This window comes from Meiothermus sp. (assembly GCF_026004115.1).
GTDB lineage: Bacteria > Deinococcota > Deinococci > Deinococcales > Thermaceae > Meiothermus.
Genome location: NZ_BPIM01000001.1, coordinates 512320 through 534815 on the forward strand (window position 1 = coordinate 512320; position 22496 = coordinate 534815).

At 59.1% G+C, this 22496-nt stretch carries 22 protein-coding genes; 8 read left to right on the plus strand and 14 right to left on the minus strand.

The window, feature by feature from the left end; genetic code table 11:
• The first annotated feature begins 173 nt into the window (after window positions 1–173).
• On the plus strand, window positions 174–872 hold the full coding sequence (locus tag Q0X23_RS02395) for a carboxylesterase (RefSeq protein WP_297858804.1): 699 nt from the start codon (window positions 174–176) through the stop codon (window positions 870–872).
• A gap of 229 nt (window positions 873–1101) precedes the next feature.
• On the opposite strand, the gene Q0X23_RS02400 is transcribed toward Q0X23_RS02395, so the two are convergent.
• From Q0X23_RS02400 to Q0X23_RS02445, 10 genes are all read right to left on the minus strand, one after another.
• On the minus strand, window positions 1102–1809 hold the full coding sequence (locus Q0X23_RS02400; protein ID WP_374707438.1) for an RNA-binding protein: 708 nt from the start codon (window positions 1807–1809) through the stop codon (window positions 1102–1104).
• Window positions 1810–2035: 226 nt separating this feature from the next.
• Window positions 2036–3709 (minus strand): ABC transporter ATP-binding protein, encoded by a 1674-nt coding sequence (locus Q0X23_RS02405; protein ID WP_297858805.1) that lies wholly within the window; start codon window positions 3707–3709, stop codon window positions 2036–2038.
• 59 nt (window positions 3710–3768) lie between these two features.
• Window positions 3769–4938, minus strand: coding sequence for a sugar synthetase (locus tag Q0X23_RS02410; RefSeq protein ID WP_297858806.1), 1170 nt, complete (start codon window positions 4936–4938; stop codon window positions 3769–3771).
• 99 nt (window positions 4939–5037) lie between these two features.
• Window positions 5038–5823: an acyl-ACP--UDP-N-acetylglucosamine O-acyltransferase gene (gene lpxA, locus Q0X23_RS02415; RefSeq protein ID WP_297858807.1), complete on the minus strand. Its 786-nt coding sequence runs from the start codon at window positions 5821–5823 to the stop codon at window positions 5038–5040.
• Window positions 5820–6263 (minus strand): 3-hydroxyacyl-ACP dehydratase FabZ, encoded by a 444-nt coding sequence (gene fabZ, locus Q0X23_RS02420; protein ID WP_297858808.1) that lies wholly within the window; start codon window positions 6261–6263, stop codon window positions 5820–5822. The genes lpxA and fabZ overlap by 4 nt, the downstream gene beginning before the upstream one ends.
• A 204-nt stretch (window positions 6264–6467) precedes the next feature.
• Complete coding sequence (locus tag Q0X23_RS02425) at window positions 6468–7430, minus strand: Gfo/Idh/MocA family protein (RefSeq protein WP_297858809.1); 963 nt, start codon at window positions 7428–7430, stop codon at window positions 6468–6470.
• 174 nt (window positions 7431–7604) lie between these two features.
• Entirely contained in the window at window positions 7605–8357 is a 753-nt protein-coding gene (gene lpxC, locus Q0X23_RS02430; protein WP_297858810.1) for a UDP-3-O-acyl-N-acetylglucosamine deacetylase, read from the minus strand.
• Window positions 8358–8384: 27 nt separating this feature from the next.
• Entirely contained in the window at window positions 8385–9380 is a 996-nt protein-coding gene (locus Q0X23_RS02435) for a UDP-3-O-(3-hydroxymyristoyl)glucosamine N-acyltransferase (RefSeq protein ID WP_297858811.1), read from the minus strand.
• A 133-nt stretch (window positions 9381–9513) separates the two neighbouring features.
• Window positions 9514–10560 (minus strand): rod shape-determining protein, encoded by a 1047-nt coding sequence (locus tag Q0X23_RS02440; protein WP_297858812.1) that lies wholly within the window; start codon window positions 10558–10560, stop codon window positions 9514–9516.
• A gap of 268 nt (window positions 10561–10828) precedes the next feature.
• On the minus strand, window positions 10829–11389 hold the full coding sequence (locus Q0X23_RS02445) for a molybdenum cofactor guanylyltransferase (RefSeq protein ID WP_297858813.1): 561 nt from the start codon (window positions 11387–11389) through the stop codon (window positions 10829–10831).
• Window positions 11390–11725: 336 nt separating this feature from the next.
• Here Q0X23_RS02445 and Q0X23_RS02450 point away from each other — a divergent pair, with 336 nt between their 5' ends.
• The 4 genes from Q0X23_RS02450 to pstB all read left to right on the plus strand — a co-directional run bounded on the left by Q0X23_RS02450 (window position 11726) and on the right by pstB (window position 15714).
• Window positions 11726–12697 (plus strand): PstS family phosphate ABC transporter substrate-binding protein, encoded by a 972-nt coding sequence (locus Q0X23_RS02450; protein WP_297858814.1) that lies wholly within the window; start codon window positions 11726–11728, stop codon window positions 12695–12697.
• 70 nt (window positions 12698–12767) lie between these two features.
• Window positions 12768–13688, plus strand: a complete 921-nt coding sequence (gene pstC, locus Q0X23_RS02455; protein WP_297858815.1) for a phosphate ABC transporter permease subunit PstC — start codon at window positions 12768–12770, stop codon at window positions 13686–13688.
• Complete coding sequence (gene pstA, locus Q0X23_RS02460) at window positions 13688–14905, plus strand: phosphate ABC transporter permease PstA (protein ID WP_297858816.1); 1218 nt, start codon at window positions 13688–13690, stop codon at window positions 14903–14905. The genes pstC and pstA overlap by 1 nt, the downstream gene beginning before the upstream one ends.
• 2 nt (window positions 14906–14907) lie before the next feature.
• On the plus strand, window positions 14908–15714 hold the full coding sequence (gene pstB, locus Q0X23_RS02465; protein WP_297858817.1) for a phosphate ABC transporter ATP-binding protein PstB: 807 nt from the start codon (window positions 14908–14910) through the stop codon (window positions 15712–15714).
• A 53-nt stretch (window positions 15715–15767) separates the two neighbouring features.
• Here the strand turns inward: pstB and pth are convergent, their stop codons facing one another.
• Both pth and Q0X23_RS02475 read right to left on the minus strand, forming a co-directional pair.
• Complete coding sequence (gene pth / locus Q0X23_RS02470; protein WP_297861148.1) at window positions 15768–16376, minus strand: aminoacyl-tRNA hydrolase; 609 nt, start codon at window positions 16374–16376, stop codon at window positions 15768–15770.
• Between the two features lie 67 nt (window positions 16377–16443).
• Window positions 16444–17064: a 50S ribosomal protein L25 gene (locus tag Q0X23_RS02475; protein WP_297858818.1), complete on the minus strand. Its 621-nt coding sequence runs from the start codon at window positions 17062–17064 to the stop codon at window positions 16444–16446.
• Window positions 17065–17610: 546 nt separating this feature from the next.
• Between Q0X23_RS02475 and Q0X23_RS02480 the strand changes: the two genes are divergently transcribed.
• Window positions 17611–17772, plus strand: coding sequence for a hypothetical protein (locus Q0X23_RS02480; protein ID WP_297858819.1), 162 nt, complete (start codon window positions 17611–17613; stop codon window positions 17770–17772).
• Between the two features lie 145 nt (window positions 17773–17917).
• Window positions 17918–18655, plus strand: coding sequence for a single-stranded DNA-binding protein (locus Q0X23_RS02485; protein WP_297858820.1), 738 nt, complete (start codon window positions 17918–17920; stop codon window positions 18653–18655).
• Between the two features lie 215 nt (window positions 18656–18870).
• On the opposite strand, the gene aceB is transcribed toward Q0X23_RS02485, so the two are convergent.
• Entirely contained in the window at window positions 18871–20445 is a 1575-nt protein-coding gene (gene aceB / locus Q0X23_RS02490; protein ID WP_297858821.1) for a malate synthase A, read from the minus strand.
• 145 nt (window positions 20446–20590) lie between these two features.
• Between aceB and Q0X23_RS02495 the strand changes: the two genes are divergently transcribed.
• Window positions 20591–21388, plus strand: coding sequence for an IclR family transcriptional regulator (locus Q0X23_RS02495; RefSeq protein WP_297858822.1), 798 nt, complete (start codon window positions 20591–20593; stop codon window positions 21386–21388).
• Window positions 21389–21398: 10 nt separating this feature from the next.
• Here the strand turns inward: Q0X23_RS02495 and Q0X23_RS02500 are convergent, their stop codons facing one another.
• Complete coding sequence (locus Q0X23_RS02500) at window positions 21399–22448, minus strand: cyanophycinase (RefSeq protein WP_297858823.1); 1050 nt, start codon at window positions 22446–22448, stop codon at window positions 21399–21401.
• Between the last annotated feature and the right edge of the window lie 48 nt (window positions 22449–22496).

Below are 22496 nucleotides of genomic sequence, written 5' to 3' on the forward strand. Positions count from 1 at the left end.
CCTCGCTTTAGAACTCGCTCCTGCGCATATTATCGGGCGCGACCTGGTTATTGTAACCGCAAGAAACAAAGTGGCTTGGTTCAAATGAGCCAGACACACGGCCAGGACAGGATTGCCGCGGATAACCCCTATTGGGAATCGGCCCAAGGCTTGCGATAAGCTATGAGCTGTCCATGTCGAACGTTCTGGTTTTGCACGGTTTTACCTCCCACCCCGTCCTGACCATGGGGCCGCTGCCCGAAACGCTGCGGAAGGCCAGCTTTAACGTTGCCCAACCCGCTCTTCCTGGCCACGGAACCAGGCCCGAAGACCTGCGCGGCGTGCGCTGGCAGGACTGGCTCCAGACCGCCCGCGCGGCCTACCTGGCGCTGCCGGAACCCAGGGCCGTGGTGGGGCTCTCCATGGGCGGCCTGCTGGCGGGTTGGCTGGCCGCAGAGCACAAAACCGCCGCGCTGGTGGCCCTGGCCCCGGCCTTGGGGCTCAAAAACCGCATGGCCTACCTGGCCCCCCTGTTGCATTATTTCAAACCCTGGGCCTTCAGCACCGACCCTGCCGAAGAGGCTAGAAGGCGCGAGCGAAGCCCCAACTACCCCAACTTTCCCACCAGGGCGCTGGCTGAGTTGATTGCCCTCCAGCAGCGCGTGCCGGAACTATTGCCGCGGGTCTGGGCGCCTGCTTTGGTGCTCGAGGCTACCCAGGACGACACGGTACCCGAGGCCGCCGTGCGCCGCTATTTTGCTCTTATCGGCGGCCCGCACAAGGAGTACCGTAGCTACCCCAGCCAGCACGACATGCTCTTAGACCCCCTGGCCCAGCAAATCTCCGACGATATTGTGGCCTGGTTACGCGACAAACTCCCGGCGCAAAAGTAGCGAACCCTACTGGTCTGGTAACCAGGAAATCGGCATACACTACGACCCCTCTGAATAAGCTGTACATCGCAATTTTGGGCATTCAACGCGCTTCGACATGTACCACAAAATAAGTTACCTGTAACACGTACCGCAAAAATAAGCTACCTGTGCAACAGCAAGGACACCCCGGCTCTATTGAGTATGAGTAAAAGCCGCGCTGCCCATCTGTTGAGACTTTCTCCATCGGCTAGCGGCGAACCTCGAGCTCGAGCTTCACGTTGCCCCGCCTGGTCTGGCCCAGCACCTTTTTGACCACCAGGCTGCCCAGCCCTTCGGCCAGCAGGGTGTCGCCCTCGGTTAGTTCGTCCTTGGCCGAGGCGGTTTTGCCCCGCAACCTGACCTTGCCCGCCTTGACCCCCTGGGCAAAGTAGGTGCGCGAAACCCCGAAGCCTTTGGCCCCCACCACATCCACCCGCAGGCTGGGCACCACCACGCTGCGGGTGCGCTCGCGCACCTGGGGCAACTGCTCAGGGGTGGCGAGCTGGGCCTCGAGGCCGGCCTCTTGCAGGATTTTGAGCCCTTTGGGCAGCGTCGCCAGGAAAAAGCCCTCTTGGGTCTCTTCCAGGTCGCCCAAGAGACCCGGCTCCAATAGGGTCCGGAGTTTGTCTTCCAGGGCCTCGAGGTCGCCCTCAAAGCGCAATAGCAACACCAGGACAGGGTCGGCCACCGCCGGGATATGCTCGGGGAACAGCACCGCCACCCGACGGGAGGCCATCGGCAGGCCCCCAAAGGTCTCGAGGCGAACCCCCTCTTGCTTCGCCAGTCGGCGCAACTCGTCCAGTGCATCGGCCTCCATAAAGGGGGTCTGCACCACCCGTCCCTCCCGGGCTTTTTTCAGGTATTCCTGCATGATCTCCTCCATAGCTTTTCGCAGGTCACAGGTCTCAAGTCGCATGCTGCGTCCAAAAGTAGTTCAACTGGCTGGGGTTCAACTCGAGGTGCCCATATATGTTTGTCACCCCACGGCGAGCATGTATTACGCGGTAACGGTCTATGGTAACTTGAGCAGAATTCGACCTGCCCTTCATGGGGGCGAGCCGATATACTGCTGGACTTTTAACCCCTGGCTATAGGCTATAGACCATCGACCATAGACATCTTTCTTTGCGCTTTCGATTATTTCAACCCCTCCACAGCCCCGCGTACACCCCCCCAAGGGCCATGAGCTCCACATGGGGACCGAGCTCCACAATCCGGCCATTCTCCATGACCACAATCTGGTCGGCGTGCTGCACGGTAGAAAGGCGGTGGGCCACGACCACCACTGTACGGCCCGGACGGACGGCTTCCAAAGCCGCTACCACCTGCCCCTCGCTGTGCTTATCCAGGGCGCTGGTAATCTCGTCGAGCAGGAGAATTTTGGCCTCGCGTAAGAGCGCCGCCGCAATCGCCAGGCGCTGCCGCTGTCCCACCGAGAGCCCGCCCCCTTCTTCATCCAGCAGGGTTTGCAGGCTTACCTCGGGGTGCAGGCCCACAGTCTGCAAGGCTTTTTGCATGGCCTCTGGGATTGCGCCCGGGGCCAGCACCGCCAGGTTTTCCTGTACAGTTCCGGCAAAGAGCATGGGCTCCTGGGGCACCCAGGCCATGCGGGCGCGCAGCCAGGCCGCATCGTAGCTTTGCAGGTCACGTCCGTCCAGCAAAACCTGCCCTTTGCTCGGCGGGTAGAGGCCCAGTAGTACCCGCAGGAGGGTGCTTTTGCCCGCCCCCGAGGGCCCCACAATAGCGGTGAAGGAGCCGGGCTCCAGGCACAGGTTGAGGTTTTGCAGGGTGGCCGCACTGTCCGGATAGCTGTAGCTCAGGTGGCGAAGCTCGAGCCTCCCCTCCAGGGATTCGGGGCGAAGCGCACCCATGGGAGGCGCATAGGGAAGGCCCAGCAACTCCACCACACGGGCCGCCGCCCCTTCGGCCTGGGCAAACCCGGTGCCCACCCGGCTCAAAACTTGCAAGGGGGCAATGGCCAGGGCCAACAAGGTTAGGAACGCAGTCAGATCGCCGGGGGTCATCTGCCCCCGCTGCACCGCACCCACCCCCAGAAAGAGCAGCAGGCCCAAAAGCAAGGTGGTCGCAAGCTGCCCCAGGGGCAGATTCAGGGCCGAAATCAGGCTGCGGGTAAGCCCCAAGCGGTATTGTTGAAGGTTGCTGTGACGAAACCGGGCGCGCATGAAGTCTTCGAGGTGCAAGGCCCGAATCAGCTCCAGGCGCCCAAACCCTTCGGCCATGCGGCCAGCCAACCGCTCCAAGGCAGCCTGGGTACGCCGGCTGTAATGGGTCACCCAGGTTCCAATCCAGCCCAGCAGCAGCGCCATCGGTAATAACACGAGCAGTAGGTACAAGGTGAGTTCGGTGTAGTGGAGCAGGAGTTGCCAGAGCAAAGCTAGAAGCAGAACCCCCTGCCCCAAAAGCCCCCCCAGGCTATAGAACAGAAAACCCTCGAGCTCCTTCAAATCGGCAATGAGCCGCCCCGTCAGCCCACCGGGCGAAGTCGGGAGGGCCATCAGGTGGGTCTTAAGCAGGTGCTCGAAGACCCGCTCCCGCCAGACCGCCGGAACCTTGACCGAAAGGTAGCCCATAAAGGCTTCCAGCGCATACCCGCTCACCACCAATAGCAACAATAGCCCCGCCCCCACCCAGAGCACCTCGCCCAAACGGTCAAACTGTCCTGCCAGCACCTGGTCAAAGAGCGGCTTGACCACCCGGCCCGGCAGCCAGGCTTGCGCCACAGCGGGCAAAACCGCCAGCCCTGCCGCCAGCAGGATGTGCGGCCAAAAAGAGCGCAGGAGTCGGAGGAGGTTCATATAGAGGGGATAGGGGGCAGGGCGATGGAGGCTAAATGCACAGGCGCAAAAACTCGACTTCAGGAGTTGGCCAGCACATACGCCACCAGCTTATCGGCTCCGGGCTCTGCTTCCAGGCGCCCCAGTCTGGCCCGGACTTCCTGGGCCCGCTCCTGGCGCAGCAGTTCCAACCCGGCCAGCGCTACCTCGGTGGGGCTAAAGACCCCGCGTAGCTCTGGGAAAACCCGCTCATTCAGCCACTGGTTCGGCAAGGCCAGGTGGGGAATGCGCGAGACCAGGCCCCGCACAAACCTTTGCTTGAAGGGCCGGGCCCCGGGCAGGCTCAGAAGCCAGTGCCAGAGGCCCTCCAGCGGCAGCATCTCCGGCTTGTGCAAGGGCAACAACACCAGCGAGGGGAGGCCGGCCAGGGCCAGCTCGAGGGTGTTGGTGCCGGGAATGGTAATGGCCAGCGAGGCCTGGCGCATGGCCGCATAGCGCTCAGGTTCATCCAGCACGGCCACCTCGAGGCCATGCAGGGTACGCAAACCTGCCCCTTCCCAGCTAGCCCCCACACCCCCGATGTCCTGCACCCGATGCGCTTGCAAAGCCTCCTCCACAACCGCTTCTGGTAAAAGGCGACTCTTAACCCAGGCAAAACGAAGCTGTGGCTTCTCTTTCGCCATCTGTTCCGCTGCCGCCAGCAAAAACCCCAGCAGGTAGCGGGCTGCAAAAGGGCGGCTGCCCGCAAACAGCAACACATCGGCGGGCTGGGTGGGTTGCCTGGAGGCTTGGTTCAGGGCATCCACCACCAGATTTCCTACCACCACTACGCGGGTAGGATCTACTCCCCGGGCTTGCATGGCGCTTTTGGTGCGCTCAGAGTCGACCAGCACTGCCCGCAGCCCGGGGTGATGGGCCTTGGCATCGAAGGTATAGGAAAAAGCCGGATAGCCGGTAGCCTTGCTCAGCAGAACCGCATCGCGCGGGGCGCCCCCCAGCATCAGCACCAACCCCCGCCCTTTGGCTTTTCCCCGCAGAAGCCTACGGGCCAGCTCCGAGCGCCCCGAGATCGCGTCGAGCTCGAGCGCTTTGGCTTTGGTTTGCTCCGTTCCAGCGGCAAACTGATCCCGGATTAAAAAGAGCTCAATCCAAGCTCCCGGTGCTACTCGTCGCAAGCGCGACAGCACCGGCGGCACCCAGGTCGAAAGTTCGCCAGGGCCGTTGGTCAGGAGCAGGATTTCATCCAGCATGTTGCGCTCGGTTCGGCGTCATTCCAGCATCTAGCCGCAGGTTTTTGCCCAAGCATCGCTATCTGGCTTAAAACTTTATGTGCAGCGTGCTGGACTGCATTACCCCTCAAAACTCGGCTTCCCCCGCACAAAACCCGACAGGTTGCGTTTGGAAGGAGCCGCCAAAAAGGCCTTCAGGGTTCGCACCTCTTCGGTATCGGGCAGGTTGTCGAGGGGCCTGCCTTCGCGTACCGCCCGGAAGGCTTGCTCGAGGGCCCGGTAGCGCTCGCCGCTCACCCCAGCCCGGCGCAAACCCACCGTATTCAGGCGGTAATGCAGCGCCGGGCTGCCCTCCGCTAGCGAAAACGGCAGGACATCCCGGGTGGGTTTGGAGAGGGCCCCCACCATGGCCCGGGTTCCAATGCGTACAAACTGGTGGATGCCAGCCAGCCCCCCCACCACAGCATAATCGCCGATCTCCACATGCCCTGCCACGGCCACGCTCTGGGTCAGAATCACCCCGTTGCCCACCTGGGCATCGTGCCCCACGTGCACATGGCCCATCAGGTAGCAGCCCGAACCCACACGGGTGGGCTGTTCTTCTCTGGTGGAACGGTGCAGTATCACCCCCTCGCGCAAGACCGTGTTGGCCCCCACCTCGAGCCAGGTCTCCTGACCGCGAAAGCTCAGGTCTTGCGGCACCCCCCCCAGCACCGCGTGTGGCCCTACCTTGACGCCTGCCGCCAGCCGCACAAAGGGGTGGATCACCACATGGGCCCCAATCTCGACCCCGGGGCCAATCTCACAGGGTCCCTCAATCACCGCATAGGGCCCTACCTTCACATCGGAGGCCAGCAGGGCCCGGGGCGAGACCACCGCGGTGGGGTGGATGGCCAGCCGACTCACGAGACCGCGCCCCCTGTGTCGGAGCGTAGCACAAAGGTCAGGGTGGCCTCGGCCCGCAGTTCGCCTTCCACCCGGGCCTCGACCCTGACCTTGCCCAATCCCCGCCGGTAGGCCAGCAGTTCCCCTTCTAACATGAGGGTATCGCCTGGGATCACCGGCTTCTTGAAACGGGCCTCCTCAACCCCCACCAAAAACACCAGCCCCCCGGGCCGGTACTCGGGCTGCTGGGTGACTACCGCCACCGAGCCCTGGGCCATGGCCTCGATCAGCAGCACCCCCGGCATGATGGGGTAGCCCGGAAAGTGCCCCTGAAAGTGGGGTTCGTTGAAGGTCACGTTTTTAATGGCCCGAAAGCGCTTCTCGTCGGCTTCCAGAACCCGGTCTATCAGCAAGAAGGGGTAGCGATGGGGCAGAAACTTGAGGATTTCGTAAATGTCCACGGCTTAATACTAAGGGTTTGGCGCAAGGGGAAAAACCATCCCACCGCAGTAGATGACGTTTTTTGGTTTACTTTGGGCTTGCGGCGTTCTGATCGCGTTTCCCACATTTACGCTACACACAGTGCAGCGTAAATTACCCCACACGCCATAACATCCAAAGGATGCTTTGTGGGGTATTCGTGGGAACCGCTCTGAGCTGGCTTTTTAGCGGGTCATTACCGGTTGCAAAGCGTGGGAGAGATCGAGGGCCAGCTCGAGGGCTTGCAGGTCGTCCTCGAGGGTGACCAGCGAAGGCTCTCCCTTTTGAATTCGATCCACAAAGTGCTTGAGCTGGCGGCGCAAGGGATTGTCGTTGTGGATGGCGATGCGCTCGGTCTGTACCTGGGTGCGCCCGTTGGGCTCCACCCGGTCGGGGTCGGGTTGTACTGGTGGCGAGCGGTGCAACGACAGTTCGGTAAACTCGCTATTAAAATCCAGCCGCAGCACCTCACCGGGCTGGGTAATGGTCAGGGAGCGTTCAGCCTGAGGGGAAATCCGGCTGGCCGTAAACAGGGCCCGCGCGCCCGAAGGGAAATCCACCACGGCCTGGGCAAACTCGTCCAGACCTTCTACCTGCCGCCCCACCACGCTGTAGCGCAGCGGTTTTTCCCGCAAAAGCAGCAGCACCAGATCCAGGTCATGGATCATTAGGTCGAGCACCACCCCAATATCGCGTATGCGCCGGTTGTTGCCCATGCGGCGGGCTTCCAGCACCCAGGGGGTGTTGACCATATTCATGAGGTCGCCCACCGCTCGGTAGAAGCGCACAATATGCCCTACCTGCAAAACCACCCCCCGCTGTTCGGCCAGCCGTACCAGCTCCCGCGCCTCCTGCATGGTGCGGGTCATGGGCTTTTCCAGCAGCACATGCACCCCAGCCTCTAAAAACATTCGGGCCTGCTCGTAGTGAAAGGAGGTCGGCGACGCAATCGAGACCGCCTGCACCCTGCCCAGCAGATCCTCCGGGCTGGCATAGGCCGGTACTTCCAGGTCCTGCTCGATGGCAGCCTGGCGAAAAGGATCGGGGTCGGCTACCCCAACCAGCCGAACCCCTGGCAACCCTGCGTAGACCTGCGCGTGGTACGTGCCCATCACCCCCACACCCACAACGCCCACATTTAGCTCCATAGAATCCTCGTAACGTGATGCACAAACCCTGCGTTCCAAGCAGGATGATACACTTAACCCCTATTTACAACCAATTTTTGGGGGGCTGGCCTTTAGCAATGGCTCAGGAAAGTCACAGCCTTGTGAAAAGAAGGCCCCCCAACCCTGAGGGCAGTGGGCCATCCGGCCAAGAAATTAGCTCTGGAGTAGCTTGGCCAGCTCCACATGCAGCCGATGGGAACTGCGGTGCGCCACGAAACGGCCCAGGTAGGGCCGACCGGCCAAGTACAAATCGCCCAGAAAATCCAGGGCCTTGTGCCAGACCGGCTCATGTAGCATACGGGGGGTGTTGACAAAGCTGTGCTCGCTAAAGACCAGGGCATTATCCAGTGAGGCTCCTTTAATGAGCCCGCGGGCCCGCATGGCCTCCACCTCCTGTAAAAAGCCAAATGTGCGGGCCGAGGCCAGCTCTTCCAGCGGCGTGGGTGGGCACTCTACCTGCTGGTAGCCGATTTTGGGATGGGTGAAAAGAATGGTGGTGGTCAGGGAAAAACCTTCGGCTGGCTGGGCCATCGCGCTACTGCGCCCCTCCTCTACCCGGATGGTTCCAGCTACCGAAACCGGTGGGGGGCCCAGCGCTGCAAATCCCTTCAAGGCCGCCAGCCATTCTTGCGCGCTGCCGTCCAGGATGGGAATCTCCGGGCCGGTTACCTCAACTACCAGGCCCTCCCAGATGCCCCGAATGTAGAGGGCTGCCAGCAGGTGTTCAACCGTCATCAAGCGCTGGTGCTGGTAGCCCAGCACCGTGCAGCGCGTAGTATCAATTACTGTAGAAGCCAAAGGGCGAAACTCGAGCCCCCCCACCCGAAAACGCACCGGCCCCTCGGCTGGATGAAACCGTACAGAGCTGGGTTCGCCAGTGTGCAGGCCGATGCCACGAATCGTCATTGGGGTTCCAGTTAAATGGTATAGAGATTATTTTTGCAGCTCCTTCAAGAATTGCCGCAGACTGCGCTCCGCCGTCGCCAACCAGTCCAGCACGGCCAGGCGCCGCCAGTGCTTGCGAAGGGGCTGGGCGGGAATGCCGCCGGCCCAGGTCTCGCCCGGAGGCACGTCTTTCGAAATCCCACTGCCGCCCGTTAGCCTGGCTCCTTTACCTATGCGCACATGGTCGGAGAGCACCACCCACCCGCCCATCAGCACGTCGTCCCCCACGACCGAGCTGCCACCAATCGCGCTACTACCCACCATCACCACACCTTTGCCAATTTGGACGTTGTGGCCAATATCGGTGAGGTCGCCGATTTTGCTGCGGGCCCCGATACGGGTCTCCCCTACCACGCTGCGCTGTACCACGCAGTTGGCCCCCAGCTCGACCCCATCCTCCAAGACCACCCGGCCGGTGTGGGGCAGCCGTTCTCCATTCTGAAACCCAAACCCCACCACCCCCAGGACAGAGCCTGCCCCAATTTTGCAATCCGCGCCAAGCCAGGTATTGCGGTAGAGGGTCACCCGGGGCTCGAGCACCGTCCGGGGGCCCACCTCCACCCCCTCGCCCACATAGCAGTACGGTGCAATTACCGCTCCCGCAGCCACTCGAGCTCCCCGGCACACCAGTACATACGCCCCAACCGAGGCGGTGGGGTCTACCTGAGCCCCGGCTTCGATGGTGGCGCTGGGGTGAACCCCCACACCAGCCCAGGTTTCGCGCTCATCAAAAAGGGCCAGAATCCGCGACCAGGCTTGATGTACCGCCGGCACACGAATCCGACTGATGGTATCTGGGCAAGGGCTGGTTTCGTCCAGTATTAAAGCTGCACCACTGGCCAGGGCAACCTCGAGATACCTCGCCTCGCGCACCACCACCAGCTCGCCCGGCCCGGCCCGGTCGGGGGCTGCCAGGCGCTCAATTTCGAGGTCGGGGCCCTCGAGGCGCCCTCCTATCTCCTGGGCAATTTCAGAAAGCAACATAGTTCAAGCAAATCGATAGCCCTGGAGGGCATCTATGGCCAATGATCCAAAGTCCGTAGTAAGTGATGAAAAGCCCTTAACCTTTTTGGCTTTCAACGCTAGGCGCTCGACCCCTCCGGCTTTCGACCCACCATTACCGCTTTAGTACGTTGTCGGAAGTAACCAGGGCATCCCGCAACACGTGCAGCATGTCGAGGGCCCGGCCCGTGCCCAGCGCCACCGCTTCCACCGCATTTTCGGCCACCACCACCGGTACCCCCGTGGCCTCCTGAAGCAACAGGTCCAGGTTGCGCAGCAAGGCCCCCCCGCCGGTCAGCAAAATGCCCCGGTCGATGATATCGGCCACCAGTTCGGGGGGGGTGGTCTCGAGGACGCTCTTCACGCCCTGGACAATCTTTTCCAGGGGTTCCTTGAGGGCCTCTACCACATCGTCGGTGGTCACTTCGATGCTCTTGGGCAGGCCCGAAATCAGGTCGCGACCACGGACTTCGGCCACCGCACCCTGATCACCAGGCGTACGCTTGGCGGCGCCAATTTTGATCTTGAGCTCTTCCGCCGTGCGTTCTCCGATCAGCAAGTTGTACTTATTACGGATGTAGCGAATGATGGACTCGTCGAACTCGTTACCGGCAATCCGCAGACTGGTGGCGCGCACAATGCCGCCCAGCGAAATCACCGCAATATCGCTGGATCCCCCCCCAATATCCACCACCATGCTGCCGGTCGGTTCAGCAATCTTGATACCAGCCCCGATGGCCGCCGCCAGGGGTTCGTCGATCAGGTAGGCCCGCTTAGCACCGGCTTCCACAATTGCTTGCACCACCGCCCGACGCTCGACCTCGGTTACGCCGGAAGGCACGCCCACCATCACCTGTGGTCTGAAAAAACGCAGGGGGGGCAGAACCTTTTTGATAAAGAGGGTGAGCATCCGCTCAGTTAGGGTATAGTCAGCAATTACACCATCCTTGAGCGGGCGGGCCGCCACGATGTTGCCAGGCGTGCGCCCCAGCATCCGGTAGGCTTCGGCCCCCACTGCCTTGACCTCTTTGGTGTCACTTACCATAGCAATAACCGAAGGTTCGCGCAGTACAATTCCTTTACCACGCACATAAATCAGCACCGAGGCGGTGCCCAGATCAATACCCACATCCTCGCCGCGAAACGAAAACATCCCAGCCATAGCGCTTCATTGTACAGGTTTGCATTAGAAGCGCAAAACACAGCGTCTTGCCGCTAAAGCGGTTCTGGGAAGGAACCCAGCAATCTCCTGGTGCAAAAGACTGTACAGAAGTAATTTTTACCACCAGGATTAGCAGCAAAGATAGAGGGAGCCGCGATAGTTGAACAACCCGTTACCACAAGCCAGGTGCCAAAGACATATCAATCTGCAACAAGATCCGCCCAACCGAAGTAGTGTTGCTGATAGGTATTTGTGGCCTCGAGCCTCATCATGGCAAGTCTTCTGGATAGTTGGCATTAATAAACAAATACCGCCCAAAACGATCTTCTAGCTCGGTCTTGTCCAGCGCCACATGGGGTATGCTCTGTAAAAGGGCCTGCATCTTGAGCTCTCCCGCCCCCAACCTGCGCAACACCTCGGGCTCGAGGGACCTGTGGTACAGCGATCCAAGCGGCTCAAAAAAACCACGCTCGACAGCCACCACAGCCAGGCTTCCGGGCTTTATTTGCGCCAACATAAAATCCCAAAAGCCTGCGTTGAAAAAAGGCTGATCACAGGCTGCAACCGCCACCCAGTCGTGTTTGGCGTGAGCTAGCGCAGCATGAAGCCCGGATAGGGTATCGCCACCCCGCCGAAGATCCTGGTATACCGTCCCAAAGCCAGGGTAGGGGCGGTTGGCCACCACAAAGACCTCCGACGCCCCGCTCATCGACTCCAGCACCCATCCGATCAGGGGCTTACCTCGGTACACATACATAGCCTTATCCTGCCCAAATCGGCTGGAAAGCCCTCCCGCCAACACTGCCCCGCTCCAGGTCGCTGGTTTCATCTTGCTATCATCATAATGTCCTGTACAGGCTGACCCGCCGATCTGGCTAACATCTCAATAATTAACCCACACCTACCACCAGTATTTGCTGGGGGCCCACATACTCAAGCCCAAAACGTCACGCCTCTCAGCGCGGCACAGCACCAATCTAACCGCATGCCCTCGCTCAGTATGTCAACGGTACTCGCTGAAGCGCTGACATTCTCATGACATACTTGGCCGACTGTTATGGTTGGGGTTCAGAATACCCCTACCCGGCTTGAAAAGGCCTAGTAACTATGCGTTTGACAAGGCCTTGACGCACACCAGCCATACTCTAGGTCGGAGGTAGCAAGAATGAAGAAAGTCCTCGTTGCAGCTTTAGCCCTGTTTAGCCTGGCCCAAGCCCAGCAGATCCGCGCCGATGGATCTTCCACGGTGTATCCGATTACCCAATCGGTAGCCGAAGAGTTCAACATCGTGCGGCCCGACGTAAAGGTCACGGTAGCCTTTTCGGGCACCGGAGGTGGTTTCAAAAAGTTCTGCGTGGGCGAGACCGACCTGCAAAACGCTAGCCGCCCCATCACCAAGTCCGAAATGGATGAATGCCGTAAAAACGGTATTGAGTACATCGAACTTCCGGTGGCTTTCGACGGCCTGACCGTGGTAGTAAACCCTCAGAATACCTGGGCGCAGTGCCTGACGGTTGCCGAGCTGAAGAAAATCTGGGAGCCCGACTCCAAAATTTCCTTCTGGAACCAGGTACGCCCCAACTTCCCGGTGCGCCAGCTTGTCCTGTACGGCGCGGGCACCGACTCCGGTACCTTCGACTACTTTACTGAAGCGATCAACGGAAAGGCCAAAGCCATCCGTAAGGACTTCTTCCCATCCGAAGACGACAACGTGCTGGTACGCGGGGTCGAGGGCAACGTTAATGCCATGGGCTTCTTTGGCTACGCCTACTACGTAGAAGAAAAGGGCAAGCTCAAAGCGCTGGCCATCGACAACGGCAAGGGCTGCGTTGCGCCTACCGAAGCCACCATCAACAACGGCACCTATGCGCCTCTTTCGCGGCCCTTGTTCATCTACGTGAACCTCAAAAGCCTCAACGAAAAGCGCTCTCTACAGGATTTTGTAAACTTCATGCTGACCAATAGCCGGGCCCGCACCGCTATTCGCAAGACCGGCTATGTGCTCCTGCCCGATGAAGCCTATCGCATTGGTAAGGTGCTGGTAGACAAGCGGGTCAAAGGTTCGGTTTTTAGCGGTATTGAACCTGGCACCCCCCTGGTTGAAATCATGAAGAAGCTCGAGGCTGAGGCCAAGTAATCGAACCAACCCTGCCCTCCCGGTGGAGGGCAGGGTATTATTTTGAAAGTTAAAAGAGTAGAAGACTTGTATGAACACATCCACTTCAACTACATGGGCTTCCAAAAAGCCGGGCCGAAGCCCTGGGGAACGGCTGGTCGAGGCTATACTCTTTGCAACTTCGCTGGTTTCAGTGCTCACCACCGCCGCAGTGATAGTGGTGCTTTTTAGCGAGACGTTTCAATTTTTTCTTCGCATACCCCTAACCGAGTTTTTGTTTGCCCCGGAGTGGACCCCGCTTTTTGCCGAGCCCCGATATGGCATTGGTGCATTGCTGGCCGGCACTTTTTTATTCACAGCCATCGGTCTAGTGATTGCCATTCCGCTGGGTCTGCTCACGGCTGCCTATCTTGCCGAATACGCCCCCCATGAGCAAAGCATCAGGGTCAAAGGGATCATGGAACTGCTCGAGGGCGTACCCACAGTGGTTTTTGGCTACTTTGCCCTGCTGTTCTTAACGCCCATACTGCAAAACCTTATTCCCGGCCTAAACCTCTTCAATCCTATTTCGGCCGGGTTGGTTTTGGGTTTTGCAATTTTGCCCTATATCTCCAACGTAGCTTCCGACGCCATGATGGCTGTACCGCGCAGCCTGCGGGAAGCCGCTTATGCGCTGGGCGCAACCAAGTTTGAAGTGGTCACCAAGGTGGTTTTTCCTGCCGCTGTTTCGGGCATTGTGGCAGCCATCATCCTGGCTACCAGTCGGGCCGTCGGTGAAACCATGATTGCGGCCATTGCGGCTGGGCAGCGCCCCATCCTTACCCTGGATCCACGCGAGACCATTGCCACCATGACCTCTTACATCGTGCAGGCCGCCACCGGCGACCAGCCGGCAGGTTCTCTGGCCTCGCGCGCCCTTTTCTCCGTAGGGGCCACCCTTTTCCTGCTCACACTGGGCTTCAACATACTCGCCCAACGCATTGTAGAGCGCTACCGCGAGAGGTACGAATAATGCAACGAGGCCTTATTCAAGATTCGTCGCAAAATCCGCAGAAACAGCAGCGCGACCGCATCAATCGCGTCTTCGCTCGAGCCGTAGTCGTACCCACCGTAATTGCTCTCGCTCTGATCGCGGTCTTGCTTCTCGATACGCTCTACGACACCGTCTCGGTTCAGGTCGTAGAGGTTACCGAAACAAGTGGTAAGAGCTTCGCACTTGGGCAAGCCCTGACCGCTGATCAGGTAATCCGGCTCGAGCTCGCTGCTCAAGGTAAATCCGAGGAAGAAATTGCTGCCTTCATGAGCGACCCTGATGAAATGCGGATTTTCCGCTTGCGCAACCGCGTTGAGTTGATGTGGGCAACCCAGGATGGCCCCATGCGTTGGGTAGTGAGCAGCCTGGACGACATACGCATAAAAAACCTAAGCTTAATAGAGGGCTTACGCCAGTGGAACGAGCTCAAGCAGGGTTTGAAAGAAAACCAACAACTTCGGCTCAACCCCTGGCTCGACTACTCTTTTCTTACCCGTGACCCTTCTCGCAACCCTATCTCTGCTGGACTTCGCGTGGCGCTGTTCGGCACCATTTGGTTGCTCACCATGACCCTTTTGATAAGCATCCCCATTGGGGTAGGCACCGCCATTTACCTCGAGGAGTACGCACCCAAAAACCGCCTTACACGGTTTATCGAGGTCAACCTGCGCAACCTGGCCGGTGTTCCGAGTATTGTGTTCGGGCTGTTGGGATTGGCGGTATTTGTTCGAGGCATGCAGCTTGGCCCAACCCTGATGGCGGCAGCCTTGACCATGGCTTTGCTTATCATGCCCACCATTTCCATCGCAGCTCGGGAGGCCTTGAGGTCTGTTCCAGACTCTATGCGCTTGGCGGCATATGCGCTGGGCGCCACCAAGTGGCAGATGATTTCAAAGGTCGTGCTTCCAGCGACCATTCCAGGTATGGCCACCGGGGTTATTCTGGCGGCCGCTCGAGCGATTGGAGAAGCTGCGCCTTTGCTAATGGTTGGTGCAGCCGCCTATGTGGCTTTCATACCTAGAGGGCCGTTTTCAGAGTATACGGTTCTCCCGGTGCAAATTTACCTCTGGATCTCTGCCAACCTGAGTGAGTTTGCCAATACTGCAGCTGCCGGGATTGTGGTGTTGTTGCTTACGCTGGGCGGGCTATATGCCCTGGCCTTCTGGGTTCGACGCAAGTATAGAGTGGAGTGGTAGACATGGTTCAGGAAGTTGCGATTGGTCACGAAACGGTACGGTGGGAGCCAGTGCCCGCCGAAGATGCGGTAGTTCAGGTGCAAAACCTCAACCTTTTTTACGGTAAGCACCAGGCCCTATACAATGTTTCTGTCAATTTTCCCCGCAACAAAATCACGGCAATCATCGGACCTTCCGGGTGCGGAAAGTCCACTTTATTGCGTTCTTTGAACCGCATGAACGACCTGGTGCCAGGTGTGCGCTTAGAGGGCAAAGTAATCTATGAAGGGGTCGATATCTACAACACTCAGGTCGACCCTGTGGAAGTGCGACGGCACATTGGAATGGTCTTTCAAAAACCCAACCCGTTCCCAAAGACTATTTTCGAAAATGTGGTATTCGGACTTCGTCTACAAGGTCAGAAAACAGGCCTGGACGAGGTTGCGCAAAGGGCTCTAGAGCGAGCCGCTCTTTGGGATGAGGTCAAAGACAAGCTTGGTGAGATCGCTCTGCGCCTATCCGGTGGACAACAACAACGTCTGTGCATTGCACGGGCCATTGCTACCGAGCCGCCTCTGCTTCTTTTGGATGAACCTACCAGCGCCCTTGATCCCATCGCAACTGAGCGGATTGAGTCACTTTTGATTGAACTCAAGCAACATTACTCTCTGGTAATTGTTACACACAACATGCAGCAGGCCGCACGCATTGCAGATCGTACTGTTTTTATGCATCTAGGCGTGCTTATTGAAGAAGGCCCTACCAATCAAATGTTCACCAATCCCAGAGATAAGCGCACCGAAGCCTACATCACCGGCCGTTTCGGGTAAGTCTTGAAATCTTGGGCTGACTTTCACAATTCTGTAAAAACTCGTCTTAGCGATCAATTGGCTTGTTCAGACTCTGCTCGTTTGGGCGGTTCGGCCAGGTTGAGACCATTGAATTTCTTCTGGCAGGCATCTATGCCCTCGGTAGCCCAGGTCTGGGCTGCTTCGGCGGCGGTCTGGATGACCTTGTCCATCAGCAAGGCCAAATCGGGAGGAAAACCTGTTAGCACCCAGCTCGCACCCTCCTCGGGCGTAGGGGGCTTACCAATTCCGATACGCAGTCGATGAAAATCCCTAGTTCCCAAATGGGTTGAAATGGACTCCAGGCCGTAGTTCCCTGCGTTGCTCCCACCTACTTTGAAGCGCAGTCTTCCGGGTGGCAAATCCAGCTCGTCGTGGATCACCAGAATGCGCTCGGGTGGAACTTTGTAAAACCGGGCCAGAGGTGCCACAGCTTCCCCAGTAGCGTTATAGAAAGTGGTGGGCTTGACCAGTAGACCTGAAACCTGCTCCCCGGAAGCCTTCAGAAACTCGATCTCAGCAATAAAGGCTTTGCCCTTGTGCCGAAAATTCGAAGCAAGTCGGTCGAGCACCCAAAACCCCACATTGTGCTTGGTTCGAGCGTACTGCAAACCCGGGTTTCCCTGTCCAACAATCAGGAACATGTCTAAAATGTCGAGGGCCGAAAGCCGGGAAAACCGCAGCTTTCGGCCCTCCATAAGGGCAGGAGAGTTACTTCTCCTCTTCGGTCTTACCCTTCTTAATGACTTCGACTTCGGTGGGTGCGGCTGCGGCCTGGGCGGCCAGCTTTTCTGCATCTTCGGGCGGTACAATCGCCACAACGGTATCGCGGGGGTTCATGGCCAGCTTGACGCCTTGGGGTAGGGTTAGCTCGTCGGCATGGATGCTGTCGCCAATGCGCAAGTTGCTGACGTCAACCTCAATATAAGGCGGAATGGCCTTGGGCGAGACCTTGAGCTGGATGTCGTTGTTGACAAGCTGGAGCACACCCCCTTCACGCACACCCTGTGCGGTACCGATAATCTTGACCGGAATCCACATCTGTACAGGTTCATCCGAGAGGGCGTAGAAGTCTACGTGGTCGGGGCGGCGACGGCGCTTATCCAGGTTAACCTGGCGCACCAGGGTATCTACAGTTTTACCGTTCTCGAGCTCGAGGGTAATCACGTGGTGGATGCCTGCGGCCATGAAGACCTTGTTAAACTCCTTGAGATCCACCGCCACTTTGTAGTTTTCTTGCCGATTGTAGACCACACCGGGCAGTTTGCCGGCGTCGCGCAGTGCCGCAGGATTTTCATTCCCACGGCTTTGAGCTTTGATGCGGTATTCCATTGCCTTCCTCCGAAACTTTCCCTTGGCTGCACATTGGCCAGTCCAGGATTTTGCTTTGGTCACACCACAGCATTCGTGTGGGGGTCAAAACACAAGCCTTCAAAGTGTACCATAACCCCCGCTCATTAGAAAAGCCGGATTTGGGGTAGTTGTGCCGCCAGCAGTCGGGCTGTGGCCTGGTTCGGCGGGGCATGGCGGCTGCGTTTTAAGGCTTTTAGCAAGGCCGGGCTTTCTTGTAAAAACAGAATACAGCTTTTTATCAGTGATACGAGAGGCCCTGTCCAGGGGGTAGCAGCCCTACATTGCTGAGCAGAAAATCAAGTTCTGAACGTTCTTAATAAATGAAATGGTCAAGCCGACTAGACAAAAGAGCAATTATGTTATAATCTCAGCTCATCCGAGTTGGTACAAAACCAAACGGGGGAAGGAACCAAACGCAAACGTAGATGAACTGAAGAACTGACCGCAACGCACGAACGAGCCGCCCGAAACACCAAGCCCCTAGCAGAAGCGTCCCTGTGGCGCAGACCGAAACGGAAGTGGATGATGAAAAAGCTCGAGCTCCCCCTGCACCCCCACCTGGAAAGCATCTTTGGCTACACCGGCGACGCCCCCCAGGTTGTGTTCTATTGGGAACCCGAAAACAAAAAGCTGATGTACGACGATGGCCTCGAGGGCAGTACAGCCAGCGCCAGGGCCTGTCGGTAGAAGCAGCGCAAACTGAAGAACGCAAGTTAAATATCAAGGGTCAAGCGCCAAAAACCAATGCGGATAGCGCGCCAATCCATCAGCCCCGACTCAAGAACTCAAGAACTACCTGCTAAATCTGACCGTAACGCACAAGGAGAAAAACATGTCCACCAACCTAGTCCTCATCAGTGGCGTCCTCAGCAAGCACGAGCTTCGCTATACCCCCAAAGGCACCCCGGTGCTCGAGGTCTCCCTCATCGGCAAGCGGGCCGTCGGCGAGAACCACCTCTTCTCCCGCGCCGACCTCACCTTCTATGGCAAGCTGGCCGAGCGTTGGGCCGATCAACTGGCAGACGGACAGGCCTACCAGGCCATGGGCCGCCTGGTTTACGAGTCCTGGGAGGCAGACGGCGTAAAGGGCTCACGCTTGCGCATTGTGGGCGAGGAACTCTTCAAGCTGGAAAACGCCGACGTGCGCGAGGAAGAAAAAGGCCCGGTGCTATACGGGGCCATGAACCGGGTGATTTTGTCGGGCGGCCTGACTGCCGACCCCGAAATTCGCCAGACCTCACTCAAAACCCCGGTGGCCAGGGCCAGCCTGGGCTTCTCGAGTTGGGAGGCTTCGGCAGGACAGGCCCGCAGCCACTATATCGAGCTGGAAGCCTGGCGCGACCTGGCGGTGCAGTTTGCCGATCTCAAGAAGGGTTCGCAGGTACTCCTGGAAGGCTCGCTCAAAACCGAGGTCTGGGAAAACAAAGAAAACAAGACCAAGCGCTACAAGCGTCTTCTGGAAGTAGAGCGCGTGACCCCCCTGGCCCGCATCCGCAGCGCCGAGCGCAACCCAGAAGAGCCCCCAATGGTCAAAGGCAACAAGGTAAAAACCAAGACCAAAGCCGCCTAGATTGCTACTACAGATGCATCGCTGAGTCAAGGCCGTTGAGGCGCACAACCTGTGCGCCTCTATGTTTTCTTGTGGACGGCTTAACGGTGAAATCTATCCGCGATGATTTCGATGTTGCCCAAGCAGTTTGCCTCTAGCCCTCATGAGCCATATTGCACGTTCGGCTCATACCCCCACCCAGTCGGACATCTGCGCTGGAGCGGAACAGCTCAACTTCAGTCCAGTCGCTCGTAAGCGGGCAGGGTCAGGAACTCCTTGAACTCGGGTTGTAACACCAGTTCGTCCAGGAGCTGTGCGGCTTGCTCGAGGTTCTTCATGCCCGCCAGCTTGGCCATCTCTTCCTGTTTGAGCTGTGCATACAACTCTGGGGTGAAGGTACGCCCGTCCTCTAGTTTTGCCCCCTTGCGCAGCCACTGCCACAGTTGCGAACGAGAAATTTCGGCGGTAGCGGCGTCTTCCATCAGGTTGAAAATAGCCACTGCCCCGCTCCCGCCCAGCCAGGCCGCCATGTACTGAAGCTCCACGCTGATGTTGTTGCGAATCCCAGCCTCGGTGATCTTGCCGCCCGGCACATTGAAGTCAATCAGGTGCTCGGACTTGATCTTGCCATCCACGTCCTCGCGCAGGCGGTCTTTCTGGTTGGGCCTGTCACCCAGCACCTTGTCGAAGACTGCCAGAGCCACCGGCACCAGATCGGGGTGGGCCACCCAGGTGCCGTCGAAGCCGTCGCCCGATTCGCGTTCTTTGTCCCTGGTGACCTGCTCGATGGCCTTGGCGTTGACCTCGGGATCTTTGCGGCTGGGGATAAAGGCCGACATACCCCCAATGGCGTGGGCACCGCGCTTATGGCAGGTGCGTACCAGCAGCTCGGTGTAGGCCCGCATGAAAGGCACCGTCATGGTGACCTGGGCCCGGTCGGGGAAGAGTACCTCGTGGGTGGCAAACTTTTTGATGCAGCTAAAGATGTAGTCCCAGCGCCCGGCATTAAGACCGGCAGCATGCTCGCGCAGTTCGTAGAGGATTTCCTCCATCTCGAAGGCGGCCAGGATGGTCTCGATCAGTACCGTAGCCCGGATGGTGCCCTGGGGAATGCCCAGGTAGCTCTGGGCAAACTTGAAGACCTCGTTCCAGAGGCGGGCCTCGAGGTGGCTCTCGAGCTTGGGCAGATAGAAGTAGGGCCCGCTACCCCGCCGCAGTAGCTCGTGGGCATTGTGGAAAAAGTACAGTCCGAAGTCGAACAGGCTTCCTGACATGGGTTCGCCATCCACCAGCACGTGTCGCTCCACCAGGTGCCAGCCCCTGGGGCGCACCAGCAAAGTAGCGATTTTCTCGCCCAGCTTGTATTCCTTTTCCGGCGTGCTGAGGCTGATGGTGCGGCGCACCGCATCCATCAGGTTCTGCTGGCCCTGCACCACGTTCTCCCAGGTCGGCGAAAGGGAGTCCTCGCAGTCGGCCATGAAGACCTTGGCCCCCGAGTTGAGGGCGTTGATCATCATCTTGCGCTCGGTGGGGCCGGTAATTTCAACCCGGCGGTCGTTGAGGTCGGGCGGAGCAGGCGCCACTTTCCAATCGCCTTCGCGCATGAAACGGGTATGAGGTAAGAAACCCGGTTTCTCGCCTGCCTCGATGCGCCTGGCAACTTCGGCGCGACGCTGCAGCAAACCTTTACGAACAGCGTTAAATTCACGCTGGAGTCCGGCTATAAAGGCCAGGGCCTCTGGGGTCAGCACGGTATCGGAGGCGGGAAGTTTGGGGCCGATAATCTGTACACCTTGGGGCATCTCGCTCATTGGGGTCTCCTGGTAGGGTGAACGGGGCACAGAACTCCCTGCCCCTTTCCCGGCCCAAGCCTAGCCCCTGGAAAATGAGTTTGTCAACCAGTGAGATTATTTTGCATCTATTGAAAATTATCTCCCACTATCCTAAGCTGAAGTCATGGAAACCAAGCGACGCCCAGGGCGCAGCCGCTCCACCGAAGTAAGCGAGGTACGTACCCTCGAGCGCGGTCTGCACCTGCTGGAAGTGTTGTCCGAGGCCGAGACCCTCTCCCTCTCGGAACTCTCCCGTAAAACCGACCTCTCCCCCAGCACCGCTTACCGGCTCCTGGAAACCCTGCGCCGCCGGGGCTTTGTCGACTGGGACGAGGCCAAAGGCCTGTGGAAGGTGGGCCTGCGGGCCTATCAGGTGGGCTCGGCCTTTCTCACCCGGGGCGGGCTGATCGAGGCGGCTTCCCCGGAGATGGAAAAACTGGTAGACGAACTCAACGAGACCGTCAACTTAGCAGTACTGGACGGCCACGAGGTCATCTACATCGCTCAGGTAGAAGGACGGCAGCTCATCCGCATGTTTACCCGCATCGGGGCCCGGGCTCCCATCTACTGCACCGGGGTGGGCAAGGCGCTGTTACTGGAGCACAGCGAGACCGAGGTACGGCGCATTGTGGGCGCAGGACCATTCAAGCCCTACACCGCCAAAACCATAACTACCCTCGAGCATTTCTTGCAAACCCTGCAAGAAGCCCGCCAACGCCGCTACGTGCTTGACGACGAAGAACGCGAGGACGGGGTGCGCTGCATCGCTGCCCCCATCCACGACAACCGGGGTAAGGTGGTGGCCTCGATGTCGCTCTCGGCCCCCGCAACCCGCATCCCCGACGAGCGGCTCAGCGAGCTGGGCGCTCGAGTACGCCAGGCAGCCGACGCGGTCTCGGCACGGCTGGGCTGGTCGGCGTAGTGGGCAGACTTCAGGTCACCGGCTCTACCTGTACCCGAATCGCCTCGAGGCTCAACCCCACCCGCACCACGCTAAAGCGCTCTCCAGGCGCCGAAGGGCCGTCGTAGCCCATCGTTTGAGGGGTTTTGTAGAAACGCACCCGAACACCCAGGGCGCTGAAGCCATCCTCCGGGCTGGCTCTAAACGATAACCCGGTGGCCGCCTGATCGGCGCTCTGCACCAGGCGGGCCAGCATCCGGGATAAGGCATACGGCGCAAAGATATCGGTGCTCAAAAGGTTTTTCAGTTCCGGGTCAGGCATCTGGATGAGGCTGCGGCTGGGGTGTATCTGGAATTGCCCCAGGGCCAAGTCGTAGCGGTCTCCCTGGGCCAGCAAACTCACCTGCCAGCCAGCCCGGGTGCGCTCGAGGAAAGCCACGTGACTTTCGCCCGCTACCTCCCAGGGGCCCTGCTTCGGCATCACCAGCGCGGTGTTTTCGTCCACACCCACGCCGAGCCCTACCCCGGCTTGCTCCATCGCCGACATCAGCCGCCCAAAGCGCCCCCAGGCCAGAAAATGCTGGTCTACCTGCAGGCTTTTGACCAACCCCAACCCAGGCTGCAAGGAAAGCGTCTCTCCGTCACCCAAGCAGGTGTCCAGGCTCTGGCCCCCGGCAATCATCGGGTCGGCCATTGCCGCTGTGCCGGCGCTGCTGCCAACCACCCCGGCTCCTTCTGCAAACTGACGCCTCAATAGCGCCAGGACTGGGGTTCCCAGCAAAGCCCGGGTAATCTGGCGTTGATCCCCCCCCGCAAAGAAAAACCCCGAGCAGCTTTGCACTTGCGAGCGCACGGCAGGGTCGTAGGCGAGGATACCGGCGTTTTCAACCGTGATGCCAATGTGTTGGGGATCAAAGCCCTGTGCCCTGAACAGGGCCGCATTCACTTCCCAGCTTTGGGCCGGGTTGCTGCTGGCGGTAGTAAAGATGCCGATGCGGGGACCGCAGTGCTCGAGGATCTTCCCAAACACCGACTGGTTGTCGGCCTTGAGCGCCCCTCCTACCAGAATGACAGTTCCCATTTTCTAAACAAACCGAGATTTCTCCCGGCCCTGACACCCATGCGTAGT

What these genes read in the sequence shown, in the direction of transcription:
- Q0X23_RS02440 (WP_297858812.1), bottom strand. Translation starts at nt 10,560, where the DNA reads ATGGCTGGGATGTTTTCGTTTCGCGGCGAGGATGTGGGTATTGATCTG.
- Q0X23_RS02405 (WP_297858805.1), bottom strand. Translation starts at nt 3,709, where the DNA reads ATGAACCTCCTCCGACTCCTGCGCTCTTTTTGGCCGCACATCCTGCTG.
- Q0X23_RS02480 (WP_297858819.1), top strand. Translation starts at nt 17,611, where the DNA reads ATGAAAAAGCTCGAGCTCCCCCTGCACCCCCACCTGGAAAGCATCTTT.
- pstC (WP_297858815.1), top strand. Translation starts at nt 12,768, where the DNA reads ATGAACACATCCACTTCAACTACATGGGCTTCCAAAAAGCCGGGCCGA.
- Q0X23_RS02485 (WP_297858820.1), top strand. Translation starts at nt 17,918, where the DNA reads ATGTCCACCAACCTAGTCCTCATCAGTGGCGTCCTCAGCAAGCACGAG.
- aceB (WP_297858821.1), bottom strand. Translation starts at nt 20,445, where the DNA reads ATGAGCGAGATGCCCCAAGGTGTACAGATTATCGGCCCCAAACTTCCC.
- Q0X23_RS02400 (WP_374707438.1), bottom strand. Translation starts at nt 1,809, where the DNA reads ATGCGACTTGAGACCTGTGACCTGCGAAAAGCTATGGAGGAGATCATG.
- Q0X23_RS02445 (WP_297858813.1), bottom strand. Translation starts at nt 11,389, where the DNA reads ATGAAACCAGCGACCTGGAGCGGGGCAGTGTTGGCGGGAGGGCTTTCC.
- Q0X23_RS02395 (WP_297858804.1), top strand. Translation starts at nt 174, where the DNA reads ATGTCGAACGTTCTGGTTTTGCACGGTTTTACCTCCCACCCCGTCCTG.
- pstB (WP_297858817.1), top strand. Translation starts at nt 14,908, where the DNA reads ATGGTTCAGGAAGTTGCGATTGGTCACGAAACGGTACGGTGGGAGCCA.
- Q0X23_RS02410 (WP_297858806.1), bottom strand. Translation starts at nt 4,938, where the DNA reads ATGCTGGATGAAATCCTGCTCCTGACCAACGGCCCTGGCGAACTTTCG.
- Q0X23_RS02450 (WP_297858814.1), top strand. Translation starts at nt 11,726, where the DNA reads ATGAAGAAAGTCCTCGTTGCAGCTTTAGCCCTGTTTAGCCTGGCCCAA.
- lpxC (WP_297858810.1), bottom strand. Translation starts at nt 8,357, where the DNA reads ATGACGATTCGTGGCATCGGCCTGCACACTGGCGAACCCAGCTCTGTA.
- pstA (WP_297858816.1), top strand. Translation starts at nt 13,688, where the DNA reads ATGCAACGAGGCCTTATTCAAGATTCGTCGCAAAATCCGCAGAAACAG.
- Q0X23_RS02435 (WP_297858811.1), bottom strand. Translation starts at nt 9,380, where the DNA reads ATGTTGCTTTCTGAAATTGCCCAGGAGATAGGAGGGCGCCTCGAGGGC.
- Q0X23_RS02475 (WP_297858818.1), bottom strand. Translation starts at nt 17,064, where the DNA reads ATGGAATACCGCATCAAAGCTCAAAGCCGTGGGAATGAAAATCCTGCG.
- Q0X23_RS02495 (WP_297858822.1), top strand. Translation starts at nt 20,591, where the DNA reads ATGGAAACCAAGCGACGCCCAGGGCGCAGCCGCTCCACCGAAGTAAGC.
- pth (WP_297861148.1), bottom strand. Translation starts at nt 16,376, where the DNA reads ATGTTCCTGATTGTTGGACAGGGAAACCCGGGTTTGCAGTACGCTCGA.
- Q0X23_RS02425 (WP_297858809.1), bottom strand. Translation starts at nt 7,430, where the DNA reads ATGGAGCTAAATGTGGGCGTTGTGGGTGTGGGGGTGATGGGCACGTAC.
- Q0X23_RS02500 (WP_297858823.1), bottom strand. Translation starts at nt 22,448, where the DNA reads ATGGGAACTGTCATTCTGGTAGGAGGGGCGCTCAAGGCCGACAACCAG.